This is a genomic window from Bradyrhizobium lablabi (assembly GCF_001440475.1).
GTDB lineage: Bacteria > Pseudomonadota > Alphaproteobacteria > Rhizobiales > Xanthobacteraceae > Bradyrhizobium > Bradyrhizobium lablabi.
The window spans coordinates 56,559-81,671 of record NZ_LLYB01000053.1; the positions used below are offsets into that span (position 1 = coordinate 56,559).

The window sequence follows — 25,113 nt, forward strand, 5'->3', positions numbered from 1 at the left end:
AAACTTTCCAAAGTAAAATCAAGTACTTGCGGATGTGTTTCGCGGACGGATCGATCGCAAGGCGAAGCCGCCGCGATCGTTGGGGCAAATCGAGGATCTCGCTGTGCAACTCGGCACGACATCGAGGAGATTGGATCTGTGACCTTGGCGCAGGCATATTCGTCCGTCGCAAGCAGCGTCGCGCACGTGATTTTGCGCTCGGCAACCGGCGCGTAGAATGATAGCTGCCCCTCCCCCACGCGGTCTCATGATTGCTGCTCCCCGATCCGGCAGCGGCAAAACTACTTTGACGATCGGACTTCTTCGGGCTTACCGAAGACGTGGAATTCGCGTGGCCGGCGCCAAATGCGGGCCGGACTATATCGATGCGGCCTTTCATGGTGCCGCTTGCGGCCAGCCTGGCGTCAATCTCGATAGCTGGGCGATGAAACCTGGTCTGATCGCACAGCTTGCAGCCGAAGCTGCGAAGGACAGCGATCTGCTGATCTGCGAAGCGTCCATGGGCTTGTTCGATGGCGTTCCCGTTCAACCCGGTCGCAGCGGCTCATCCGCGGACGTGGCCTCTGCGCTCGGCCTTCCCGTGGTGCTGGTGCTCGATGTCAGTGCGCAATCGCAATCTGCGGGCGCCATCGCGAAGGGCTTTATGACCTTTGATGAACGGGTGAAGATCGCGGGCATCGTTCTGAACCGCGTTGCCAGTGAAAGGCATCTTCGGCTGGTAAGCGATGGAATTTCCAGACTTGCAATTCCCATCCTGGGCAGCCTGCCAAAATCCAACGGCATGGCGCTGCCGGAGCGCCATTTGGGTTTGGTACAGGCCGCTGAAACGCCGGAGCTGGAAAGCAAACTGGACGCAATGGCGGAGTTCGTGGCGCAACACGTGCAGATGGACGCCCTCTTCGGATGCGCGGAAGCATTTCTTGCCTCGCAGGCGGGCCCACACGCAACAGCACTGCAGCCACCGGGACAGCGCATCGCGATCGCTCACGACAAGGCGTTTTCTTTTACATATCGTCATATCCTGGATGGCTGGCGCAACAGCGGCGCGGAAATACGAACATTCTCTCCGCTTGCTGATGAGCCTCCGCCAGCTGACTGCGATATTTGCTGGCTGCCGGGCGGATATCCGGAGCTTCACGCCGCGCAAATTGCCTCGGCGAGCCGTTTTCTCGAGGGGCTGCGACATTTCGCGGCGATCAAGCCCGTTCATGGCGAATGCGGCGGCTACATGATCCTGGGTGAGACCCTGACCGACGCGGCGGGAAAGACCTATCCGATGGCCGGACTTCTCGGCGTTCAAACGAGCTTTTTCAAACCGAAAATGCATCTCGGTTACAGGCAAGCGCGCCTTGCAGCCTCCGGGTGCCTCGGTCCCCTCGGAAAGACGCTGAAGGGACACGAATTCCACTATGCGGAGATCACGGCTCATGGCTCGGACGAGCCGTTCGCCTTTGTCACCGACGCTTACGGCAGCGATTTCGCGCCCACGGGAAGCCGCCGTGGCCGCGTGACCGGCAGCTTCTTTCACATCATCGCGGAAACCTGATGCCCGACCCCGACCAGCAAAGCACGGCAAGCCGCGAGCCGCTCGCCGGTTCAAACCTTTCGACGTCGACGCCGCCGGTTTTCGATGAACGATTCCGGGCACAATTTGCGCAGCTTGTCGCGTGGCGTCGCGACGTGAGACGCTTCCGCGCTGACACGGTCAAGGCAGAGACGATCGATGCCTTGCTGGATCTCGTGCAACTTGCACCCTCCGTCGGCAACAGCCAGCCCTGGAGATGGGTGAACGTCGAAAGCAAAGACGCAAGAGACAAAATCCGAGAGGACTTCGCGCGTTGCAACGCGGAGGCGCTTGCTTCCTATGAAGCGGACCGCGCAATCGCTTACGCACGGCTTAAACTGGAAGGGCTGCAGCTTGCGCCCGTGCAGTTTGCCGTGTTCTGCGATCAGAGCACAAATCAAGGGGCCAATCTCGGGCGCCGTACCATGCCGCTGACGCTCGAATATTCGGTCGCCGCCATGCTCGCGACGTTCTGGCTTGCGGCTCGGTCTGTTGGGCTTGGCGTAGGCTGGGTTTCAATCCTTGACCCGGCGCATGTTGCAAAAGTCCTGCAGGTTCCCGAGAACTGGAAATTCATGGCCTACCTGTGTGTCGGGNTGGCCGCAGGAAGAACACATCGATCCAGAACTCGTCAGGCATGGCTGGCAGGNATCGCACGGCCGCGGGACGGGCCGTCATTACACGATGAAAGGGTAATCGCGACCGTAGCGACCTTCAATTTACACCGTCAAAAGCGAATCTCTGCATTAAGACGGAGCCTGCCGCAGCTTCCTCCAACTGCGGCAAAATGCGTCGGCAATCGCGAATCTCGATGTTGCATGATACGCTCGACTCCACGGCGGCGGAATTGTTGAACGCTGCCGAAGGCCGGACTCAGCCGCTTCGCGGATGGCGAGGGCTAGCATGCACTTCAAGTTGGCTATCCTGACGGTGCTGGCTCAACGCCCCGACGGGCGTGCGACACTCGAGGAAGTCACGCGCGAAGTTGCAATCCTTGTCGCGAACGAAGATCAGGCCCAAGCGACGGAAGAGCTCTCGCCGCTTGGCGATATCGACATCGTTCAGTCCGGTCTGGTGGTCCTGGAAAGTCAGGAACTACAAATCACTGATGCCGGCCGTTCGCTTTTGAGCGCGCTGGAAGCCGGTAACGCGCCTTGCATTCCCGATCGCGCCGCGGACGCACCTGCTTTTCTGACGCGGAGTTCCGGCTTCGGGTTCCGACCACCTACGCGAGACACTTCACGCCGCATCCTCAAGGCAATCGCCGCAAGGCTCGAGCGGCTGGGCGGCATCTGGCGCGGTCATCTGGTGCGGGATGCACCGGGTACAACGGCTCGGCGCAGAGCCGCGGGGATTGGCGGCGGAACCTTTGCGCTCCTGACCCTGCTCGTCATCACGATCTGCGCCGGCGCCGTGGTGGCACTCACGCAGATCAAATCCCTGAAAGCCGAGATTGCCTCGCTGCAACGCGAATTGCTTTCCTCAAGGGAACGGCTGGCAAAGTTTGATCAGGCGGAGAAAGCCAGGGAGGCGGAGATCAAGGCCGCCGCCGACAAGGGCAAAGCCTTGTTGCAAAGTCTGCCACAACAGGCGCCGCTCACGTTTTCGCGCGAGGAAGTTCAGTTGATCCGTGAATACATCAAGCCGGCGCCATATGCGGGCCAGGCGACACCGGCCATCAACGTCGGCGATCCCGTCGCGGGAGGAACAATCCCTCTGCCATCATCGCTAACGGAAAAGGTGCCCAAATTAGTCGGCGCTCGATTCGCCATCCGAAACGGGGCGATCATCATCGTTAAGCGAGACAGTCAAAAGGCCGATGCGGTATTGCCGCCGTATTAGATCGTCTGGTCTTCTAAAAAAGACAGGTCGGCTTTATGGCTGATTATTCGGCGGCCTTTCGATGAACCGTCGGCTGCCATTGAGAAGCTCAAGGTTATTGGCAATGACCGGGTTGGTCGGATCGAGCGAATAAGCCTTCTCGAACTTTCGCCGCGCCGCATTCAGATTGCCGCGCAGCATGTACGAATATCCCTGATCATTGAGAACTTGAACGGTTTCGCCCCCCAGCCGGATCGCCTGCGCATAGGCCTGATCGGCGAGATCAAAGCGACGTATCCGATCATAGCTCGCCGCGAGCCCGATCCAGGCCGTGACGTCCTTCGGCGATTTCTCGACAGCATCCCTGAAATAGCGATTAGCGATTCCGTAGGCGCCGCGATTGAAATGCTCCAGCCCCAGGCGCACGGGCTCGTCGGAAGGATAATACTTGACGTCGGTCGGTTCCTGTACGGGGTCGCCGCCCGGCGGATCCACCGGCGCCACGATTGCGGCCTCTCTCAACGTGTAATCGCACCCGCCAAGGACTATCCCCAAGCAGCAGCAGGCCAGCACTAAAATCAGACGCCGCATAAACCTTCGTCCCCCGCGCGGTCCAGCAGACTCACTGCGCCGTTCGTAAAAAATCACTGCTAATTCTACTTACCAAAACCAAATTACCTACTCTCTGCCACCAACCGGCACTGATACTCCACCAGTCGATCCGGCGCCCAATCCTTCTATGTTGACGTTCTGGGTTGGGGCAGTCCGCACGCCCATCTGTTTCGTCGCATCGCCAATGTCGGGAAGCTGATCCACCGGCTGTTTCGTGTTGCCATAGCGCGTCACGGCGGCGCCCACGCGCCGAGCGTCGTATGCGATCCTGCGATCACCGACGTTTCGCGGCCACGGATGGATTGTATGGGTGACGGCATTGACCTGCTTGGCATCACCGGCGCTCATCGTGATGGTGTCGGAACGCTGGAAGTAGCGGTCCACCTCGTCATGACCGTACAGTCCGTAACAGCCCCCGAGCAGGATGGGTGCGAACAGAGCCAGATACCTGATGGTCATCTCTCGCTTCCTTTCTCAGTTGAGCGTTTTCACGACCGGCTGGTCTGCAGCGGGGGCCGGTACCGGAATCGTCGCGGTGACCTCTGGCGCGATGATGTGACCGTAGGGTCCCTTAAGCTCGCCACCGGAATTGACGTAGTCGTTGTAGCGCTTGCGCACTTCCATCTGGCCATTGAGGAAGAAGTCGACATCATTGGCCGGCAGCCGCGAGTCGAGCGGCGACGCCAGCGTCTGGCCTGGGGCCGCCGGCGCAACGAGGCGCGGCGTGACGATAATGACGAGATCGGTTTCCTGCTGCTGGTAGGACGAACTGCGAAACAGCGTTCCGAGCACCGGCACCGAACCGATCCAGGGCAATTGCGAGACCTCCTGCCGATTGCGAGTCTGCAGCAAACCGGCGACGGCAAAGCTCTGACCATCGCGCAATTCAACCGTGGTCCGCGCGTCGCGGCGGGTCAACGCTGGAACTGTCGTCCCCGCAATCGTCACCGCATTGGCGAAATCAAGCTCACTGACCGACGGTTCAACCCGGAGGTTGATTACGCCGCGCGAGAGAACGGTGGGCACGAAGGCCAGCTCAACGCCGAACTTCTTGTACTCGATAGAAATGGTGGGGAAACCGGCTGCACTCGTGGTTGGAATCGGCACTGGAAATTCGCCGCCTGCCAGGAAGCGCGCCGCATCGCCCGAAAGCGCGACCAAGTTCGGTTCCGCCAGCCGGCGAACCAATCCTTTGGTTTCCAATGCAGTGATCAGCAAGTCCACGGACCCGCCGCTGGCCGTTCGAACGATGCTGGTCAACAAACTTCCGAACGGGACAGGAGCTACACCGCCCGCGGTACCGAGGAGCGTTCCCACAGTTCCGAGTAGCGGAAGGCTACCGGTAGGAGAAGCACCAACAGGCGTACCGCCAGCATTGCCAAGGGGGCTTTGGACCGTATTAATACCACCAATCGGTGTTCGGCCCGCCGCAGTGTTCAAATTGCCAAGTCCCGTATTCCCGACATTGGTCCCATTGGCATTGGCAGCGTACAGGTTCACACCGAGGTTGCGGCCGGCGTCCCGATTGACCTCGAGGAAGCGCACTTCCAGCATCACCTGTTGCGGCGCCGCGACGCTCATCGCGTTGACGACGACGCCCCCTTTCGCAACGGTGCTGGTGGCGATCGCCATCGCCCGCTCCGCCGCAACCGCGTCGGTCGCGGTTCCACTCAGCACCACCTGCCCCTCGGAGGCCGAGACGCGAATTCCCCGCATGCCGGTGCTGGTCCGGATGTTCTGCTGAAGATTTCCGGTATCGATCGCGACCTCGACATCGAGGATGCCGATCTGCTTCATCGAGGAATCGAACAGGATGACGTTGGTGGTGCCGGTCTGCTTGCCTTGGATGTAGATCAGGTGATCGCTCAAGGACTTCACGTCAACGATGTCGGGCGAGCCTGCGACAATCGTTGAAAAAGGCGTATCGACCCTGAAGGTGCGCGACTTGTTGACGGTGACCTTGACGCGCTGGACATCGTTCATTTCGCTGACGAAGACGCCGCCGCCGGAACTCCGCCGCTCTGCGGCCCCCGCATGATCAGCAGAATCAAACAAGCCAAGCACAGCGGCAAGAACTATTGCGCCCGAGACGAAAAGCCTCCCTCGCGCGCCACCAAAAACGCGACCGCCCCTCATTCGATTCCCCTCGCCGCGATCCACTTCCGTCCCCGTAAATTTACGGCCTCGGCGTCCTAAAACTCTCCCCGCACACCAGGTCGTAGAGCTTACAAGCAGTTCCAATACAAATCGTTACGTTCGAATTCCTTGTCGTTACGCATACCGGTCTCGCGCGCAAACTCAGCATCGCCTCACACAGGCCAAGTGTTCGCCGCGAATGCGTCACTGAATCATCATCCCCTCATCTGCATCGTTAGCAAGAAGAGACCTCTATCCGTCTGTGCAACAACGGAGAAAACTTTTAAATGTTGCCGAGACACCACTGCTATGCCCGCTTTCGTGCATTGCGCCGCCCCTAATTTCCTACCTCTCTGCGCTCGACAACTAGCCCGCCAAACGTTCCCTGACCGACGCGGTACACATCCTTCAAGTCGGGCCAAACTCCAGCGCTTACCGCACGCACGCCAGAACGAGGCCCGATTAGAAGGGGATGGTTGTGGAGGCGCTCGGCGCATTGAGTGCTGTGCCCCATATCGGCATCAGCATGACGAAGCCGGCTTGAGAAGCTGTGACCGTCAAATTGTTGCCGCCGGACGCCACGGTCAACGTCGGCGCGAGACCGCCGCGATACAGGAACGGCGCCGCGTTCTGCTTGTCGGTAGCGGACATGGGATCGTTGGTGCAGCCGGACGGCGACTGATTTTTCACTACTTCGGGCGTGTAGCACTGAATCATGACCGCCCGGGCGCCGGCGCCCGCGAGCGTTCGCAAGGACTGCATCGTGATCGCATAGCGTCCGAGGTCGAAGATGGCGAAGATGAGTGTGAAAAGCGGCACGAAGACGAGGATAAGCTCGAAGGCCGCAGCACCTCGATTGTCGAGCTTTCTCATCATTGCACCAAAACGACGACTTGCGTGTAAGGGACGGTGGCCGGATTACATCCATCCGTGCTCAGGAAGCCACCACCGCCCATGGTGAGTGTTTTGGCGATCACTTGTGAACAGGTCGTATTGGCGCTTTGAGTCGATCCGTTGAACGTAACGTCGACGTGCGGGAAATACATCGCACCACCTAGTTTAACCGTACCGCCATTGATTGTAACTTGATTGCTGCTCTTGTTCGGTGCCTGATCATCAATCAGGACCCCGTTCAGATCAGAAGAGAAAGTGTTGGTAGAAGGCGCGGACAGATCAACTGTAGCGCCGGCAGCGATGGACATGCTCGAATCCCCGAGCAATATGAGCGTCACACCCAGACCTGTGCCCGCAGGCGGCCACGGTGTGCAAGCGGTGCATTTGACGTTACCGGCAAAAGTTATCGTTGCTTTGTAGAAAAAGTACGTTCCGGGGGCAAAATCTAAGGTGCCTCCGCCGTTCACCTTCAGGTCGCTGTAAACGCCGCCAGCGCTGTTCGGGCTCAGCGCACATGTGACGCCATTGGTAACATTGCCACCACATGGTTTTGTTGACGGGCCAGTCCTGCTGTTGAACGATTGGCTGTCCAATTTGCTAAGCGGATTGTATGCGTACGGCATAAAATAGTTGTGCGTTACGCCGGGATTGGCGCAGGTGCCGGCTGGACTGCAGCCAGTTGCACCCAAGACGGCCCATCCGCTACCGTTGAAAGTTGCTGTGCTGGCAAATTGGACACTAGCGTCCGACATTATTGGGCAACCGGTTCCGTTGTTGCTGACGTTACCCGCAATTTTAAGCGCCCCACCACCGGCGTTCGGATCTGGTCCAAGCGCCAAGGCGCAGACCTTGCTCGGCTGCTGGACCACAGCAATGGCCTGGGCGGGAATGTTGACGGTGGTCAGGCCCAGCACTGCGGCCAAGTAGGCGGGCTGTTGCTGGCTGACCCTGGCGCGAACGGCGTTGCCGCTTCCTGCAGCCGGCGTTGTGAACGCGCCCGCATAATCGCCGATATCGATCTGCACGGCCTGCGAGATTCCGCTCGGGAGGCTCACACAGTTCGAGCCCGGATAGCTGGTGTCGCCGAGGTTACAGAACGCGTTCTGCGCCGCGAATTGCTTGCCGCTAGCAGCCACTAAAGATGTATTGCAGACACCGGCAATGCTGCATGCAAGCTGCAAGGCGCCCGAGTAGGCGGCGGAGTCAGCGGCGTTCTGCGCGTGCTGCCTGGTAACGTACCACGATCCGGCCTCGGCCCCGAGCGCGACCACGCCGATGAGCGGCACGAGTGCGATGACTGTCGCGAATGCGGCTGAGCCTCGTCTGGAACGGAGCAGATTACGCATGGAAACACCTACTGGAAGCGTTCAGAGTAAGGCAACGTGTACGTACAGCTGTTCGGGCACAGCACCGACGTCAATACAATCGGGGCCAAAGTGACAGTTGTCGAAAAAGTAAAGTACTTGGGAGTCGCGGTAAGGTTGCCTGAGTTGCAGACAGTTGTTCCGCACATGACCTGGATGTTGCTGATGGTATGCCCTGCGACCGTCTTCTGAAGCCCTGATATCCAGGTTCCTGGGTTCGCAGGGTCGGTTGGATTTTTATATTGGATATACTGCCCGAACGAGCGCAGCGCCGTCCACGCGGAGATAAACCGGAAACCTGCGGCGGCTACGTCGGCGAGCGGCATGAGCAGGGAAGCCACCAAGAATATGTAAACGATTATTGTTTCAAACGCGACAGCGCCGCGCTGATCCGCGATGAACGTATCTCCAGGGCACGCCAGCCTGCCTCGACCGATACCGACCACTTCCGATCGCGGCGTCCGGGCAGTAGCGATTTGAACCATGTCTATGACAATTCGGCCACGCATAGCCGCTCACCAAACATAAGGGACCACTCGCCAACGCGATGCTTCGTAGCTGGAATACTCAGGGAAATTGCGCCGAAGCAGGTCTTCCTCGTAAAGAATTCGGCATATCTGGATGCACACATGGAGGACCAGTACGATCACCGTAACCGGTGTGAGGTATTGCAGCACGACGCCCAGGACCACGATTTCTTCTGCGAGGTAGAGCGGGTGCTTGATCCACCGATACGGACCGGTCTGCACCACCGAACGCGCCTGTGGCACCAAACTGAATGACCGACCTAGATGTCGGATGGTGACCAGCATCATGATCGTGCCGACCAGCACGCAAGCTGTCGATGCCAGGTTTGGCAGCGTTTCGTCTGTTCTGCCCAGGAAGCTGATCGACCATGGCAGATAGCTGCCGACGAACGCAGCTATTCTCGGAAGCAGGCCATCTGCATGCGCCTTTGCCGGAGCGCGCGTCATGATCAACAGCGCCAGGAGCATGTAGAAAATGCCGAGACAAAAGCCCGACAGAAGCGATGGCCAGGAATCGGCAGGCGATGCCCCAATTTTGATGGCCACGCAAAGCGCCAGCAAAAAGAACCACATGCTGCCAAACAGCCGCATGATCCGATCGTAAGAACAGTTTTTCGACAGGGCGATCGTGCTCATGGCTACTTACCGAAGCTAGCGAACGAACGAATAAGATGCAGAACGGGACTTCCTCCCATGATGATGAACATGGCTGGAAGCAGGAACAGCACCATCGGAATGGTCAGCTTGGCGCCTAACTTGTGTGCTCTTTCTTCGAGCTTGGTAATACGTTCTCGCCGCAGGTCGACAGCGATACTGCGTAGCGCCTGGCTCAACGGCGTCCCATACTGCAGGCTCTGGCTGATCATGGTGCCGAACCGGCGAAGCCCATCCGAGGTTGATGCCAAATTCTCGAATGCGTCGACGCGATTTGGCAATATCCTGAGATCATCAAGAAGTCGACGCAACACCCAGGCCATGGCGGGATTGGACTGCTTCATTTCTTCCGCCACACGTGCCAGCCCGCTCTCCATGCCCATTCCGGCTTCGCTGCACACAACCAGCAGATCGATCATATTCGGTGTGCCTAGACGAATGGCCGCATCAAAACGCCGTTTCAGCACCGACAGAATCAATCGCGGCCCCATAATTCCGATCACCACGCCAATGAGCCCGAAGACCAGCACGTCGGCAGGCCCCCTTCCCGAAAGCTGCGCCAGAAGCAGCGCAATGACCGGGAACAAGAACGTGCTGACAACTTTGATACCGATCCAGATCGGCAAGGTTCGATGATGATTGAAACCTGATGAGTGAAGGATCGTTCGTAGCTGTTCCAGATTCTCCTCGGCGTAGAAGCGCCGATACCGCGTGCCGAGCCACGAAAACCAACTGGTCATGTCTTGGAACGGCGCTGACCGGTAAGGGAGCCCCATCACGGCATTTGATACCCGCGTATCCAATGCACGGACATGTATTTCACGGATGACCAACAAGCAGGTCACCGTCCCGGCTACGACTGTGAGAGCCACCAGACTGAGGCCAAAAGTCATAGCTCTGTTTCCCGTCTGACCATCCAACTGATCACCAGGTGCCCGATAAGCACTGACGCTACCGCGTAAGCCAGGAGCTTGTTTCCAGTCGGATCAGAGAACAATAAATCAACATTTTTCGGATTGGCTGCGTATAGCAACGCGCCCGCAATCAAGGGGGAGATCGTAAGTGCTCGTGAGGAAAAGATCACTTCTCCTGCCAGCGCCTTGGCGCGAGCAGCCAGGGCAACACGCTGACTCACAGTGTCGCCCAGCGTCTGCAAGGTTTCGGCCAAGCTGCCGCCTGACTTCAACTGAACGGCAAGCGTCACCGCAAACATTGCATACTCTGCCACTTGCGTTCGCCGATAGACGGCTTCGACGGCTTCCTCCGGAGGTCTTCCCAGATTTACTTCGTTGCATACGATCGCAAACTGCCCGGCAGTTGGTTGCGGCATCTCGCGCGCGATCGTGCGAAATGCCTCGTGCACAGGCAGACCAGATCGAACCGTACTCGTCACCAGCTGGATCGCGTCGGGCAGCTGTCGAAAAAGTTGACTGGCGAAGCGACGTTGTTGCCATCCAAACAGAACTCGCACGACCACTATGGCGGCAATTGCAGCCGCGACAGACACGTAAAGGGTGGGAAATCTCAGCAGGTGATTGGCAAGGAAGATTGCCGCCACCGTGATCGCGGCGGCAACCAGCGCATACGCCGGATGCCAGGCGTGAACCATCTCGGGCCTGTAATTGGCCAAGCGATGGAGAAACAGAGACCGGGAGCCGGTCTCCGCCCGCCGAATAGATGGCAGATTGACCGGATGCGAGGCTGGTAGAGCTACCGTCAGCTGGCGCTGCATGCGTCGCTCTCGACCGTCGAGCCACAACGAATTGACCGCCGCGCACATCGCAAGCGCCAGAACAGTGACGATCACGAACTCCGGTATCATATTTGCCTCATGGCTTCGGCCCAGGCACGATCAAGCCCAAAATAGACAAGACGGCTCTTGAACTTCGGGAGGGCGTTCGTGGAACTGTAGGTGCCGGATATCCGCCCATGCACATCGTCCTCCTGGTACTCGAAGGCTGCGATGTCATTTGTGGTGATCACATCTCCTTCCAGCCCCATCACCTCGCTAATTTGGACAATGCGGCGCTGCCCATCCCGCATGCGCTCGACTTGCACGATGAGATCCAGCGCAGCGACGATCTGAGCTCGAATGGCCCGCGACGGCAGATTGACCTGTCCCATCTGCACCATGTTCTCGATGCGGGTCAGGGCATCGCGGGCGCTATTGGCATGGACCGTGGAGATCGAGCCATCATGGCCGGTATTCATTGCTTGCAGCATGTCAAATGCTTCGGCGCCGCGCACCTCACCCACGACGATCCGGTCAGGACGCATGCGCAGGGCATTCCATAGAAGATCGCGTTGCGTCACCTGCCCTGTGCCTTCGAGGCTGGGCGGCCGGGTCTCCAGGCTGATCACGTGGGGCTGCTGAAGCTGCAACTCCGCGGCATCCTCGATGGTGACGATGCGCTCGCTGTGATCGATGAATTGACTCATGGCGTTCAGCAGCGTCGTCTTGCCGGACCCGGTGCCGCCAGAGACCAGAACGTTGAGCCGAGACCGGGCGGCAATCTCCAGCAATTGTCCGATGGCTGCGGTCATTGACCCGTTTTCGATCATCCCTGCGATATCCAAACGGCGGCTTGGAAATTTTCGGATCGAAATGCAGGGGCTATGGATCGCTAGCGGCGGAAAAATGATGTTGACCCGGCTGCCGTCCGGCAAGCGGCAATCTACCATCGGACTGGATTCGTCAACACGCCTCCCAACTTGCGCAGCAATCTTCTGCGCCACCGATGCGATGTGATCATTGTCGCGGAATCGCACCGCGATTCGCTCCAGCTTGCCACTTCGCTCGACATAGATGTTACTCGGTCCGTTGATCATGATGTCGTTGATCGATTGATCGAGCAGAAGCGGACGCAGAGGCCCGTAGCCGGTCATGTCGTCCGCAATTTCATCCGCTAGCTGAAGCTGCTCGCGACCTGACAGCTCGAGCCGTTCCTCGTTGGCGATTCCATGGATGATCTCCTCAATCTGCCGCCGAAGGACATCGCGCGAAACAGTCGCGGCCACCGATGGCTCAATCAGCTCGATGACGCGCTCGCGGAGCGACGCTGATATCATGGGCCGCTGGGGTGAAGGTTCGTGCCTGGGCGCAGAAGCAGGCACGCTCTGCGTCGACGCAGGCAATGGCGTCAATGCAGGCAAACGAGCTGGCGTGTCGTCGTCGCGCCTACCAAAGGTCTTCATAATCCGAGCAGCCTCCTGAGCCGTCCCTTCCGCTCGGCGCCGAGCCCCGTGATCTCCCGTACGATCGGGGCGAGGTGACGTCGCAAACCCGATACGTGCGTGAGCGCTGGAATTCCGAGATTGACCGCCTGGGTCATCCCTTTCCCGAGATCGGGTACCACCATGTCCGGTTCTGCCCCCAAGGCCTTGACAACCGCGGCCCTGGGTAGGCCGCCGGGGCGATTGGCACGGTTGAGCAAAGTAAAGACCCGATCCTTGCCGGCAATGTTGGTGACGGCGGTGCGCAGTGCATGGGCATTGCGAAGTCCGGTCACCTCGGCTTCCAGCAGCACCAGCACGTGACGAGAAAGAGTGATCACCGGATGGATCGATGGCGGAAACGGCACCGGTACATCGACAACGATGTAATTGAACCGTTGGCGTAGCAGACCCAGCACGTGCCTCACGCCCGCCTCGGTGATGTCGAGCTGCGCATCCAGCTCTTCATCGGCGGAAATCAGGCAGACGCGCTCGTTGACTTCAATTGCGGCGCGCTCCAGGAATAACGTGTCCGCGCGCATCGGGTTTTCCAGCGCGATACGTAGACCTGGCCCGGGCTGAACACCCAACATGACAGCTGTTTCGCCGCCCTGCAGATGAAGGTCGAGCAGCGCGACCTTGGCCTTGGTGGTCTCGGCCAGCTGCAGCGCGAGATTGATGGCGATACTCGTTGCGCCGGCACCGCCCTGCGCGCCGCAGATCGAGATCACATGCCCGCCACGGTCGGTCGGCCCCGGCGCCACGTCGCCAAGCAGCTTCGGGCGCAGCTGGTCCAGCACCATGTCCCGCGTGATCGGCCTCGGCAGGTACTCGGTCAAGCCGAGGTCCATAAGCTGACGGTAGAAGGTGATCTCCCTGCTCTCACCGATCAGAGCTACCCGGACGTCGGGTGGGCAGACGCCGGCCAACCTCTCCAGTTCGGCAAATGGATCATCGATTCCGCTGATGTCCGTAACCAACGCCAATAATTCGGTGTCGGTTTCGAGCATCCGTATGGCATTACGGATCGTGCCACGCCTGATCGATACGTTGCTACCTTCGAGGCCCTTGCGCAGAGCCGCAGCACTGAGCTCGTCATTTACAAAACAGACGACTCGGTTGCGCGCTACGACAGATGTAGCTTCTTCAGGCGAACTGACGACTGCAATGTTAACGCTCATCAACGTTTCTCCAGCGACTTGCCTGCCACCATCGTCGCACCTCGGCGCGAAACTTCCGACCCATCGCAACTAAAGATGGCGTCGCCGAAGTCCGAGTCTTGTTTCCTGACTGAGTACTGCTTGGTCTGACCACCAGAATGGACGACTACCGATGCGGTCCGGCCGGCGACTGCATTCTGGCGAGCAAGTTCCGGCGACACATCGCAGCTGGAGATGGCGCCAGTGTCCGCTGTATCCCAACCATCGACTGCTGCCCGCACGGCCAGGGAGAGCGTTCCAATCTGCTTTGCGACTGTGATCTTCTTGACCTGCTCTGACGTAAGCTCCAGCGACACGGCTTGCGCTTGCTTGCCGGCCATCGAGCTGACAGCTCGCCCGCCTTGCACAATCTCCTGGTCAATCGCAATGACTCGAACGTTGCTCAGAACGGTTTCGCTCAAGGCCCGACGCGCGGGATCTGCCTTCTCGAACACGTGGGTCAGTAAGACATCAACGTGATCACCTGGCCTGATCAGGCCCGAGACGCCAGACTCCTCGTCCACCTTGATGCTGATGGCGCGGCTATCCGGTGCCAGGACGCTGGCCAGGAAACCCCGATCTCGCGGTCGCAATACGTCCTGTAAAGTGATCGGACTGCCAGCGTCGACGAACTTGCGAACCAGCGAGCCGGGAAGTCCGACCTTCGAGTCGGGCGTCTCAAGAATCGCTCCTGCTGGAACACGTTCAGGCGGCACCGAGCGAACCGTGAAATCATCTTCGCGAGCCAATGTACCTTTCGATAGCGGACGTGCCGCAACAAAATATCCGACAGTCGAAGGAGGCGTCGGCCCCTGCTCCTTAAGCTCTACTACCGGGACCGGGACCTGTTTCGGCAGGTTCATGTTATAGGCAATCAGCCCGAACGCGGTGGTTGCAAGCAACAGCACCAGGATGATCGAGAGGCGCAACGCGGACGACATGTCAAAATCCTTTGCTGAAGATGGTCCAGATACCGCCGCACGCTATGGCCACCCCGTAAGGTAGCGGTGCGCGTCGCAAATGGCGCCAGCGCTCTATCGCGTACACGCGACGTGCCATTGACGATCCCGCTGGCGCCAGGTTGGGATATGGTAGATGGCGCATCATGAGATGCACCAGGGCAAGGACGCCGCCAGTCAGCCCGGTGACGGTCAGCAACTCGATCACGCCCGTCAGCGGAAAACCGATCGCCAAGGCAGTCAGCAATTTGACGTCGCCGCCGCCAATTCCTCCGCGCGCGTATAGAACAAACAGAAGGAGAAAGAGGATCGCGGCTGCCATCAGCGACTCGGCAACTTGCATCGGGCTGGCCAATTGACCAGCGATCCCGAGGAGTGCCAGCACCAGACAAATTTTATTTCGGATCACTCGCGTCGCGACATCGATCGTCGCGACATATAGCAACAGTAGGATTTCCAGAATCGAGGCTGTGGAAGCAATCCAGTTCATGAAATGTACGCCTCAGAAAGAAGGCACTCGAAAAAGTGGGGCACACTTTCAAGAGGGGGGCACCTTGGATTGCCCCCCTCGGGCGTCAGTTGGCCGTATCAAACCGCCGCAGTGAAAGCATTGGTGATAGCGGTGATCCCGGCAGTCAGCGACTGCCCGATCGCACCACCAGCTCCAACACCGAACACCGCTGACACTGCGCCAATGATACAAACCGCCACGATGATGTACTCGAACGACACCACGCCGTCCTGGTCCGTGCGCAGACGCTTCAGGGCATCCGTGGTCTTGACGTAGTATTTCAACATTGGAGAAATCCCTTCTTTCACGATGAATTTGCAGAACCGTTGGCAGAGAATTGCCGGAGCGTTGGTAGATAAAACCCGTTGCCAACTTTTCCCAGCTTAGTATCGGGCCAAAAAGCTGTCACTTGCTGTGGCAGCGCTTTTCCGTAGTTACACGGAGCGAGCGCGCGGAAATTCCGAGGTACTCCGCCGTTTCGTTAACGATGTTGGCGGCTGCGTTGTTATCGAGGCTTCGGGGCCAGATCGAGCCGAGACGCGGACCTCTTCGCTGCAGCAGTCGTGCGGAAAAATGCTGCGCGAAAGACAATCGAAGCCGTTCAGCTGACTCAACGGGAGACCAGCTTATGGAAGGCTCGCCGCACAGTTATGTCGGTGAACTCTCGACCCGCGTTGACCCGAGACGGTCTCCGGCGGATGAAGTGTTAGAGGATAAGTTGTCTCTTATGTTGGACAAATGCCGTCGCCGCGATCATTCGTCCAGAATGTCGAGGAAGCCTTCGACCTTTCCAAGCGGCCTCTCGCGATCCTTGCTGATATAGATGACCCGATCGCCATCGCGTTGCAGGGATCTCGCCCGAGATTTGCCAAGTTTTCCCGGCAGGAATGTCGCGGCCACGGCATCCGCTCCGACATCGAGCCTTACGATTCCTCTTCGTCTGCAGTCGATCCGGAGCCTTGCTGCGGCGAAGAAATCGCTTGCCGCCGGGGGCAATCTGCCGAAGCGACGGGAGGTCTCCTCCTCGAGGTCGTCCAGTTCGTCTTCGCTTGGGCACCTGGCGGCACGGGCGTAGATTTCCAGCCGAACCGCTTCCGATTGCACGTAGCCTGCCGGCAACATGTCCGGGATCGGCAGATTAAGGTCGGGCACCCAGAGGTCGGCGGCCCTGTCGTCTGCCTTCTCCGAGGCCAGTTTCAGAAGGTGGCTGTAGAGCACCGGTCCGAACACCTGGACATGGCCCGACTGCCGCTCGGAAAGCAGGTCCCCCGCTCCCCTGAGATCCAGATCCCGCGCACTGATGGCAAAACCCGCACCTGGTCGGTTGAACTCCTCCAGAACGGCCAGCCGCTTCTCGGATCGCTCAGAGTCGGAATCGGTGAGCAAATACGCAAACGCGCGTATCCCGCCGCGTCCCACCCTTCCCCTGAGCTGATGCAGTTGCGCAAGACCGAACCTCTCGGGCCAACAGACCACGATCGTGTTTGCCCGCGGAATATCGAGACCGCTCTCCACGATGTTGGTCGCCAGCAGAACGTCTGCCCTCCCTTCGACGAAGCTCATCATTCGGTCGTCTATTTCGTCGGCGGGCAACTTGCCGTGAAGACAGACGATGCGGAGATCCGGGGCCATCGATTGAACCCGCGCCAGCATCGGATCGAGATCCTGAATACGCGGACAGATCAGGAAGCTTTGGCCATGGCGTCTTTGTTCGCGCAGCAATGCCGCGGCGATGGCGGCGTCCGAAAGCGGAGCGACCTTCGTGACGACCGGAAGTCGATGTACGGGCGGAGAGGCAATGACGCTGAGATCCCTGAAGCCGGCGAGACCCGCCGCGAGGGTCCGCGGGATCGGCGTGGCGCTCATCCAAAGGGCATGAATACTCTTGGCCAGCCCGGAAAGCTTCGCCTTCTCTGCCGCTCCAAAATGCTGCTCCTCGTCGATGATAACCAGGCCGAGGTCGGCGAACTTCACGTCCTTCGAGGCGAGAGCCTGCGTTCCAACCACGACCTTCAATTTTCCGCTCTTCAGCCCCTCCTTCACCTCTCTTGTCTGCGCGCCGGAATCGGTCCGCGACAAACTTCCGACTTCGATACCGAACGGAACGAAACGTTTGCGGAAAGTCGCGACATGCTGTCTTGCAAGGACCGTGGTCGGTACCGCGACCACGACCTGCTTCCCTGACAACACCACGGCGGCCGCAGCTCGCAACGCCACCTCGGTCTTGCCGAACCCGACATCGCCGCAAATGACCCTGTCCATGGGATGGCCCGACGCGAGGTCATCCAAAACGTCCCGAATGGCCTTCGCCTGGTCGACCGTCGTGAAATAGGGAAAACGCGCGACGAACCTCTCATAGACGGGACCCCGAGGTACGAGTTTCTGAGCTCGCCGGCGGCGTCGCTGACTGATGTGTTTGGCGAGCTGCTTGCCGGCGATCTGGATTTCGTTCTCCGCCTCGGTACGCCGGCTCCACCACGTACTTCCATCCGCCTTGTCGAGGGTCAGCTCGCCGAGCTCCGACGCGTATGGCCAGATCATCGTCAGGTCAGCGGGCGGAACGAGAACGGCGTCATCTCCCGCAAACACGAGCCTGATCATTTCGCGCGACGACCCTCCCCCCGTTGCCACGGTCTGCAGGCCGTCGAGCAGGGCCAGTCCTCGCTGCAGATGAACGATCACCGTGCCCTGCTCCGGCACATCTGCGTGGTCGAAAGCCGCACTCCAGCTCCTGGCCATGGGCTGCGGATGATGTGCCCTGCTGCCGAGCACATCGGAAGCCGTCACGACGACAAGAGGTTTCCGGCCAGGCACGACAAAACCTCTGTCGAAGTCGGCCAGAAGTGCCGCTTCACTTTTGTGTCCGGCAGTCGCCTCGTCCCAGTCCGCAAAACGCTCCGGCTTGACCCCGCTCATCCGCTCCATCACGCGCAGGTCGTCCGCCTGCGCTGCGACGAAAACCAATCGCGAGCCGGCGCGTTGCGTCTCGTCGATGAATGCACGGAGCGCCTTCCTGGGTGATGCGACCTGCGAAAAGTCCGGCGTAGGAACGAAAGATGACTTTTGCGACAACACGTTCATACGTCGGGTCGCCTTCTTCCATTCGCGCCCACCGATGTATTCGCGCTCTCTGTCCGTGCGGCCGGCCGCCTCCTCGATCGTGCCAAGCCAGCTATCAGCGTGCGCTGAAACCCCTGCATCCGCTGTCCACTTGGCTCGCCCGCAATAGTCGAATAGGGTGGAGCGCTTTCCGCGCGCATTGCCGAACGCCAGCCGCTCCGACATCGGGTCGATGAGAAGTTCCTTCGTCTCGAAAACGATGCCGTGCTCAACCGGATCGAATGCCACGATCCGGCGTATCACCCCGCTGGAATGCTCTACTCTGAACGGTCCCAGTGCGCCTGCGGGAAAAATCTCGAATGTCTTGCCGTGAAACAGCGCGCCGCCTGGATAGTCCGCCTCGTCATCGAGGTCGTATCCGAGCGCCTCGAGCCGCGCCCGAAGATCTCGTTCGGAAAACGCGGCGCCCACCTTCAAGCGAAGGATGACGCGGGACCAACTCGCCGGCACGGGCAGGCGCTCCATCACGGCCTCTGCCGTGGATATCAGCAGTATCGGCTTCTCGGGCTTGGCAAGGCGTCTCAAGACCGAGCTTCGTCGACCCGCAATTTCGTGCGACGGCTCCAACTGATCGAACGGCAGCGTATTCAGCCTCGGAAGGACCAGCACATCACACGAGGGGGCCAGGGCATGAATGACGGCACCCAGCCGCTCGGCCCTGTTCTCGCTTTCAGCCAGAAAGACGAGGCCTTTGCGACCCGACTTCCTCCACTGCGCGAGCAGATGGAGGGCCATCATGCCCAGAGGCGATGAAGAAGAGATCGCGGTCCGCGGTAGAGAAGTCTTTCGCTTCGTTGCCCTGCTGGCAACGCGCGCTTTGATGGAACGACCCACGTTGAATCCGTCATTGATTCGCGACCAGCAGAGGCTGATGGCGAGCATTACTTTGAACAGGCCTGCTCTGATATGGGAGCTATGCCTCGGGCAGCGTACATATGCGAATTTGGTTGCAGACGCACGCTTCCAATCTAATCGTCCCATAAAACATCGCCCGGGGTGCAGAGCAGCTGAGACTCGCTGAGTTTGCGTGGCTTCTTGGCGACATCATGGGCTTCCGCATGGATAAGATGCCGGGCCCGGGATCGTTCACCGTGGCGCAACCTTTTAGGCGCAATTCCACAACACCGGGCGCCCTAGGCTGCCCAGGCTTCTACGGACGTCGCACCACTCCTATAACGCCCAACTTGCGAAAGTCGACCGCCTGTTCGCCCTGCGGACTTGGGCTAGACGGAGATGTGATAACCGCCGTCCACGGCAATGTGCTGGCCGGTGATGTAAGACGCGGCATCCGAGAGCAGAAAACACACCGGCTTGACCGCCTCCTCCGGCGCCGCCCAGCGCCCCATCGGGATCCGCGCCAGAATGCCGTCGCGAAACTTATCGCCCCTGATCGTTTCGGTCATCGGGGTTTCAACGACGCCGAAGCACACCGAATTTGTCCGAACGCCGAACTTCGACCATTCCTTGGCGGTCGACATCGTCATGCCCAGCAGGCCGCTCTTGGCCGCAGCATAGTTTATCTGCCCGATGGAACCGGCTCTCCCGGCATCCGAGGAGATATTCACGATGGATCCTGGATTTTCGCGGCCGGCCTTTCCCTGCGCAAGCATGATGCGACCGATCGCCTGGGTCCACAGGAACGCTCCGGTCAGATGTACCGAGATGACCTCGCTCCATTGCTGCAAGGTCATCTTTTCGATCATCGCGGGCCGCGTGATGCCGGCATTATTGACAAGGCCGTCAATGACGCCAACACGGGCCTTAATGTCGCTCACCGTCGTCTCAGTGAACTCCGGATCAGCCACGCTGCCGACATAGGGCAGTAACTGACCATTCGTCGTCGCGGCAAATGCGTGAAGCTTGTCACCGTTAAGATCGACACCAACGACGCGCGCTCCCAGGGAAATCGCAAAATTCGCGATTGCCTGCCCGATCCCCTGGGCTGCCCCGGTAACGACAATCGTCTTCCTATCCAGCGACATCACATCTTGCATGGACCACTCTCTTCGGCATTCCTGAACCAGCTATACCCGGCATCCTATAAACTGTCGATGGAATCCAGATCTGCCATCGCCGTCGTTATTCGTTCGATCATGGTCAGCGTGGTCTCCTCCGGCTGCATGTTCGGCAGCAACGGCGAATGACACAGCGTAATCGTCCACATCAGGAGCGCGTGCACCATTTGCTCCCTGTAGTGTCGAAAGCTCTCGTCGAAATCCGGTTTGGAGCCCGTGAGTTCGGCAAACCGTTCGAGATAGCGAACCAGCAGATCCCTCTCCCACTGGCGGCGATCATCCGGCGTCAGCGCCGCTGTCACCGCGTAGGCGAAGTCCCGGGACCAATGGCCGCGTGAAAGGCACTGCCAGTCGCACAGCCCCATCTTTCCTGCGGCTGTCCGGTACCAGTTGCCGATATGCACGTCGGAATGGATCAGACCCTGCCCCTCGCCTTCGTGGACGGCGAGCGCACGCATGGCCGCCGGCCACACCTGGTCGCGTTGCGCCAACACCGTTTCGGGAATGACGTGCGAAGCGGCTTCGAATGCCTTCCGGGTGTAATGCTCCAGGTCCATCTTCTCGGCGCCGATCGTGAACCATCTCGGGTAACCGGCGACGAAGCGATATCGCGTCGCAAGCTCGCGATCGCCGTGAAAGCGCGCATGCAGCGCGGCCAGCACATCAACCATGTCATCCGCCATCTCGCGGGTGACGTAGGTCCGGTGATTGCAAAACGTCGCAGACTTCGTTGCCACGAGATCTTCCAGCAGCAGGATCGACGCAAAAGTCCTGCGGTCGAAGGCTGCGTGGTAGCCCACAGGCGCCTCGATCTGCAGCAATGGCCGAAGCTGGACGAAGAACTGGCCTTCCACCCGCGCCGTGCCGTTGAAACCGCCGATCATGCGCGTGACGACGCTCGGCAGCGACTTCGTGAAGATCGATCCCGGCAAGCCGGCCCGGCAGCCCGCTTCGTTGTAGGTGAGCAGCAGCCGGTGCCGTTCGTGCGTTCCGGCACTGGCCGGCTTGATCTCGACCTGCGTCACCATGGCGCCCGGATGCTTTTCACAAAGGACTGCCGTCAGCCATTCGGGCGTGATCGCGCGCGGCGCGCAAGGTACGTCGTCACGCTGCCACGCCTTCGGCCTGACCAGGCGCTCGAACGCAACGCGTCCACCGATTCTCAGCGCAGCCAATGCTGTCGCGCCCGATGCACCCATGTTTCCTCCTCAGCCGACGACAATAGCGGATCGCTCCGGCGAACCCCATGACCGAGAGCTGGCAGCCGCCATCGCATTTTTTAGTACACTATATTACGATATGTAGCACAGCCGGATCAGCAAGCAAGGCAAAGCTCGATCTGCCTTCTCACGCGCCGCGCTCTTGCGTCGCAACAACAAGGTCCAAAGAAACCTTGCAGCCCGCCATTTCCGTTTTATAGTATATGGTATATGTGTGTACTGATTAGATGATGCCCGCTCGCGTTGGCAACGGGTTCACGCACTCAAAAAACAACAAGGGGGAAAGCATGAAGATACCGGCACTGGTCGTCATTTCGACCTTGTTCCTCGGCGGCTCCGCCGCTGTGGTTGGCGCGGCTGAAAAGAAGTACGGCCCTGGTGTCACCGACACCGAAATCAAGATAGGTCAGACCGTGCCCTACAGCGGACCGGCATCGGCTTTTTCGAGCTATGGCCGCGTCATGACCGGCTATTTCCAGATGCTCAACGAGAAAGGCGGCATCAACGGCCGCAAGGTGAATTTGATTTCGCTCGACAATGGGTTCAGTCCGCCCAAAGCCATCGAGCAGACCCGCAAGCTGGTCGAAAGCGATGAAGTCCTCGCCGAGGTCGGCACTGTCGGCACGGTTCCCAACATCGCCGTCCAGAAGTACCTCAACCAGAACAAGGTCCCCCACATCTTCATCTCGGCGGGCGGCCGAAGGTTCAACGATCCCCAGAATTTCCCCTGGACCGTGCCGTTCTATCCGCCGTTCGAGATGGAGGGCGCCACCTTCGGGCAATTCATCGCCAAGAAGCTGCCGAACGCAAAGATCGCGGTCCTCTATCAGAACGACGATTACGGCAAGGATTATCTCACGGGCTTCAAGCGAGGGCTGGGAACCGGCGCCGCCAAGATCGTAGCCGAGGCAACCTACGAGATCAGCTATCCCACCGTCGATTCCGAGGTGATCCAGCTCAAGACCTCCGGCGCCGACACGCTGGTCTATTTCACGACGCCAAAGTTCGCCGCCCAGGCGATCAAGAAGGCCAACGAACTGAACTGGAAGCCGGCCCAGTTTCTCGCCAGTCCGGTCAATTCCGTGCAAGGCGTGCTGACCCCCGCCGGGCTGGACAATGTCCAAGGCGCCTATACGACGCAGTTCACGAAACAGGCCGGCGATCCGGCCTGGGCGCAGGATCCGGAAGTCGTCGACTATATCGCCTTCATGAAGAAGTGGGCGCCGAATGACAGCCCGAACGATTTCATCGCGCTCTCGGGTTACGTCAACGCGCAGGCCATCGCTCTCGGGCTGAAGCGCTGCGGCGACAATCTGACGCGCGAAAACCTGCTGACCCAGGCCACGACCTTCAACAAGGAGCGCGTCGGCATGCTGCTTCCGGGAATCGAGCTTACCAACACCAAGGAGAACTACGCGCCCTACCGGACGCTGCGCATGGCCGTCTTCGAGAAGACGTCATGGAAGCTGCTCGAGGAGTGATTGGAACACCGGGGGCGAGACACCAAGCGTCTCGCCCTCGATCAATCGAAGACCGCCCGCTCAACCGATCACGTCTGCGCGGCGCAATTCGTCGATGGCTGCCGGCGACAGACCTGCCTCCCGCAGGATCTCGTCGGTATGTTGCCCCGGCATCGGCGGCGGCAGGCCCGCGCTGCGCTCCTCTCCGACGAAAGTCACGGGGTGACCCACGCAGTTGAGCCGGCCGGCTGCGGCGTGATCGTACGGCATGATCAGAGGATTAGCCCTGGTGTGCGGATGCGCGAGGAGTTGAGCGATCGTATTGATCGGCGAACAGGGAATGCCGACGGCGTTGAGCGCCGTGTTCCACTGTTCGACCGTTCGCGACGCGATCGCCAGTTGCACATGGCCCAACGTTTCGGCGCGATGGACGACGCGGTCCGCATTGGTGCGAAACCTGGGATCGTCGACGATCGCGTTCAGGCCCGCTACCGCGCAGAACTTGCGCCAGAGATTATCGTTGGCTACCCCGATCATGATCGGTCCGTCGGACGCCTCGAAGGCCTGGTAGGGACAGAGCGATTCATGGCTGGAGCCGCATTTGGCGGGCTGCACGCCGCGCTCCCAGAAGGTCTGCAGATTGTAGCTCAGGAGCCCGAGCGCAGTATCGAACAGCGACACCTGTATGGCTGCGCCCTTGCCGGATTTTTCCCGTGCGAGAAGGCACGCCAGAATCCCGCTGAAGGCATGCACGCCGGTCATCTGGTCGATCGGCGAAATCGGGCTTCGGATGTAACCGCCGCCCTCATCCCCCGTCATCGACATGATGCCGCTGAAGGCCTGCAGGATCACGTCATAGCCCGGTGAATTCTTCAGGGGCCCCGACCGGCCGAACCCGGAGATGCTGCAATGGATCAGACGATCGTTCAGCGCACGCAGGCTGTCGGCGTCGATCGCCAGCCGTTCGGCGACGCCCGTGCCAAAACTCTCGATCGCGACGTCGGCCGATCGTGCAAGTTCGTGCACGAGCGAGCGTCCCTTCTCCGATTTCATGTTGATCGCAATGCTGCGCTTGTTGCGGTTGGCGCTCAGGAATACCGTGCCCAGCCCGGGCGCGGGAAAAGGTGGCCATCCGCGCGTCTCGTCGCCCTGCCCCACCGCCTCGACCTTGATCACTTCGGCGCCGAGATCACCGAGATACTCGGCGCAGAGCGGACCGGCGAGAACTTTTGAAAGATCAAGAACCCTGACGCCATCGAGCGGCTTTGCCACGATTTACCTCCCTTCGGCTGCGCGCTTCGCCTAACCAACTCCGGCGGCCAACAGGCCGCCGAGGTACGCGGGAAAGCCTTCTTTTGTTACGAGCAAATAGTCGGCGGCCCGGCGCTCGGCCTCGTCGAGCTGGGACCGCCAGCCCACCGCCACGGCTTCCGCTTCCGCGAGGCGGGCGCGTAGCAGCTCCTTGCCCCAGGTCTTCGGCTCCTCGTCAAACCAATAGCTTGCACCGGAGATCCGCCCATCGAAGACGGCATTCTGCGCCTGATCGATGCGAAATCCCGCCCGTGCGAAGGATTGAGAGAGTTCTTCGCCTCTCTCCGATTGGACCGCCAGTACGCGCGAGATCGCAGCAACAGCATCGACGACCTTGGGATTCATCCCGTTCTTTCTCAGCCGCTCGTAGTCGAGCCTTCCAAGAAACAACGTCCGGATCATGTTGCGGGGCTCGCGTCGCTGGATCAGCTTCGCAAAGATCTTCATCTCGGTCCGGATCGCGTCGTCGAAGCGTTGCGGAAATCCCTGTTTGACGCAGTCGAGAATGGCGAGCGGCGCCGGATAGTGCCCCA

The 25,113-nt window shown here is 59.8% G+C and carries 24 protein-coding genes; 5 read left to right on the forward strand and 19 right to left on the reverse strand.

Annotated elements, in window-relative coordinates; genetic code table 11:
- The first annotated feature begins 34 nt into the window (after positions 1-34).
- The 4 genes from CQ14_RS43430 (at position 35) to CQ14_RS42070 (ending at position 3,406) form a co-directional block, all read left to right on the forward strand.
- A complete protein-coding gene (locus CQ14_RS43430; protein WP_245320269.1) occupies positions 35-142 on the forward strand; it encodes a nicotinate-nucleotide--dimethylbenzimidazole phosphoribosyltransferase in 108 nt (35 codons plus the stop codon).
- A 75-nt stretch (positions 143-217) separates the two neighbouring features.
- The gene (locus CQ14_RS09130) at positions 218-1,546 is read left to right on the forward strand and encodes a cobyrinic acid a,c-diamide synthase CobB (RefSeq protein ID WP_057857573.1); all 1,329 of its coding nucleotides are present in this window, start codon (positions 218-220) and stop codon (positions 1,544-1,546) included.
- A partial coding sequence (gene bluB / locus CQ14_RS09135; protein WP_347337127.1) for a 5,6-dimethylbenzimidazole synthase occupies positions 1,546-2,160 on the forward strand: 615 nt, incomplete at its 3' end. The genes CQ14_RS09130 and bluB, both read left to right, overlap by 1 nt.
- Positions 2,161-2,467: 307 nt before the next feature.
- On the forward strand, positions 2,468-3,406 hold the full coding sequence (locus CQ14_RS42070; protein WP_057857574.1) for a hypothetical protein: 939 nt from the start codon (positions 2,468-2,470) through the stop codon (positions 3,404-3,406).
- Positions 3,407-3,439: 33 nt separating this feature from the next.
- Here CQ14_RS42070 and CQ14_RS09145 read toward each other — a convergent pair whose 3' ends face one another.
- From CQ14_RS09145 to CQ14_RS09225, 17 genes are all read right to left on the reverse strand, one after another.
- Positions 3,440-3,976, reverse strand: coding sequence for a tetratricopeptide repeat protein (locus CQ14_RS09145; protein ID WP_057857575.1), 537 nt, complete (start codon positions 3,974-3,976; stop codon positions 3,440-3,442).
- Positions 3,977-4,063: 87 nt separating this feature from the next.
- The gene (locus CQ14_RS09150; protein ID WP_057857576.1) at positions 4,064-4,456 is read right to left on the reverse strand and encodes a hypothetical protein; all 393 of its coding nucleotides are present in this window, start codon (positions 4,454-4,456) and stop codon (positions 4,064-4,066) included.
- Positions 4,457-4,471: 15 nt separating this feature from the next.
- Entirely contained in the window at positions 4,472-6,133 is a 1,662-nt protein-coding gene (locus CQ14_RS09155; protein WP_057857577.1) for a type II and III secretion system protein family protein, read from the reverse strand.
- A gap of 462 nt (positions 6,134-6,595) precedes the next feature.
- Positions 6,596-7,006 (reverse strand): TadE family protein, encoded by a 411-nt coding sequence (locus CQ14_RS09160; RefSeq protein ID WP_245320270.1) that lies wholly within the window; start codon positions 7,004-7,006, stop codon positions 6,596-6,598.
- Positions 7,006-8,373, reverse strand: coding sequence for a pilus assembly protein TadG-related protein (locus CQ14_RS09165; protein WP_057857579.1), 1,368 nt, complete (start codon positions 8,371-8,373; stop codon positions 7,006-7,008). The genes CQ14_RS09160 and CQ14_RS09165 overlap by 1 nt, the downstream gene beginning before the upstream one ends.
- 8 nt (positions 8,374-8,381) lie before the next feature.
- Positions 8,382-8,900 (reverse strand): hypothetical protein, encoded by a 519-nt coding sequence (locus tag CQ14_RS09170; protein WP_245320271.1) that lies wholly within the window; start codon positions 8,898-8,900, stop codon positions 8,382-8,384.
- A 6-nt stretch (positions 8,901-8,906) separates the two neighbouring features.
- On the reverse strand, positions 8,907-9,554 hold the full coding sequence (locus CQ14_RS09175; RefSeq protein ID WP_057857581.1) for a methyltransferase family protein: 648 nt from the start codon (positions 9,552-9,554) through the stop codon (positions 8,907-8,909).
- Positions 9,555-9,556: 2 nt separating this feature from the next.
- A complete protein-coding gene (locus tag CQ14_RS09180) occupies positions 9,557-10,465 on the reverse strand; it encodes a type II secretion system F family protein (RefSeq protein ID WP_057857582.1) in 909 nt (302 codons plus the stop codon).
- On the reverse strand, positions 10,462-11,394 hold the full coding sequence (locus CQ14_RS09185; RefSeq protein ID WP_057857583.1) for a type II secretion system F family protein: 933 nt from the start codon (positions 11,392-11,394) through the stop codon (positions 10,462-10,464). The genes CQ14_RS09180 and CQ14_RS09185 overlap by 4 nt, the downstream gene beginning before the upstream one ends.
- Positions 11,391-12,767, reverse strand: a complete 1,377-nt coding sequence (locus CQ14_RS09190; protein WP_057857584.1) for a TadA family conjugal transfer-associated ATPase — start codon at positions 12,765-12,767, stop codon at positions 11,391-11,393. Before CQ14_RS09190 ends, CQ14_RS09185 begins: the two co-directional genes overlap by 4 nt.
- Positions 12,764-13,966, reverse strand: coding sequence for a CpaE/TadZ family protein (locus CQ14_RS09195; RefSeq protein ID WP_057857585.1), 1,203 nt, complete (start codon positions 13,964-13,966; stop codon positions 12,764-12,766). Before CQ14_RS09195 ends, CQ14_RS09190 begins: the two co-directional genes overlap by 4 nt.
- Complete coding sequence (gene cpaB, locus CQ14_RS09200; RefSeq protein WP_057857586.1) at positions 13,966-14,925, reverse strand: Flp pilus assembly protein CpaB; 960 nt, start codon at positions 14,923-14,925, stop codon at positions 13,966-13,968. The genes CQ14_RS09195 and cpaB overlap by 1 nt, the downstream gene beginning before the upstream one ends.
- 1 nt (position 14,926) lies before the next feature.
- The gene (locus CQ14_RS09205; protein WP_057857587.1) at positions 14,927-15,433 is read right to left on the reverse strand and encodes an A24 family peptidase; all 507 of its coding nucleotides are present in this window, start codon (positions 15,431-15,433) and stop codon (positions 14,927-14,929) included.
- Between the two features lie 98 nt (positions 15,434-15,531).
- The gene (locus CQ14_RS09210; RefSeq protein WP_057857588.1) at positions 15,532-15,741 is read right to left on the reverse strand and encodes a Flp family type IVb pilin; all 210 of its coding nucleotides are present in this window, start codon (positions 15,739-15,741) and stop codon (positions 15,532-15,534) included.
- Positions 15,742-16,207: 466 nt separating this feature from the next.
- On the reverse strand, positions 16,208-19,312 hold the full coding sequence (locus CQ14_RS09215; RefSeq protein WP_057857589.1) for a DEAD/DEAH box helicase: 3,105 nt from the start codon (positions 19,310-19,312) through the stop codon (positions 16,208-16,210).
- A 485-nt stretch (positions 19,313-19,797) separates the two neighbouring features.
- Positions 19,798-20,568 (reverse strand): SDR family NAD(P)-dependent oxidoreductase, encoded by a 771-nt coding sequence (locus tag CQ14_RS09220; protein WP_057857590.1) that lies wholly within the window; start codon positions 20,566-20,568, stop codon positions 19,798-19,800.
- Positions 20,569-20,612: 44 nt separating this feature from the next.
- Positions 20,613-21,788, reverse strand: a complete 1,176-nt coding sequence (locus tag CQ14_RS09225) for an aminoglycoside phosphotransferase family protein (protein WP_057857591.1) — start codon at positions 21,786-21,788, stop codon at positions 20,613-20,615.
- 308 nt (positions 21,789-22,096) lie between these two features.
- Here CQ14_RS09225 and CQ14_RS09230 point away from each other — a divergent pair, with 308 nt between their 5' ends.
- Positions 22,097-23,290 carry an ABC transporter substrate-binding protein gene (locus CQ14_RS09230; RefSeq protein WP_057857592.1) on the forward strand — a complete coding sequence of 398 codons (1,194 nt, stop codon included), beginning with the start codon at positions 22,097-22,099 and terminating at the stop codon, positions 23,288-23,290.
- A gap of 60 nt (positions 23,291-23,350) precedes the next feature.
- Here CQ14_RS09230 and CQ14_RS09235 read toward each other — a convergent pair whose 3' ends face one another.
- Together CQ14_RS09235 and CQ14_RS09240 are read right to left on the reverse strand one after the other, a co-directional pair.
- Entirely contained in the window at positions 23,351-24,541 is a 1,191-nt protein-coding gene (locus CQ14_RS09235; protein ID WP_156434808.1) for a CaiB/BaiF CoA transferase family protein, read from the reverse strand.
- A 30-nt stretch (positions 24,542-24,571) separates the two neighbouring features.
- Positions 24,572-25,113: hypothetical protein (locus CQ14_RS09240; protein WP_210183153.1), on the reverse strand; the 542-nt coding region annotated here is incomplete at its 5' end.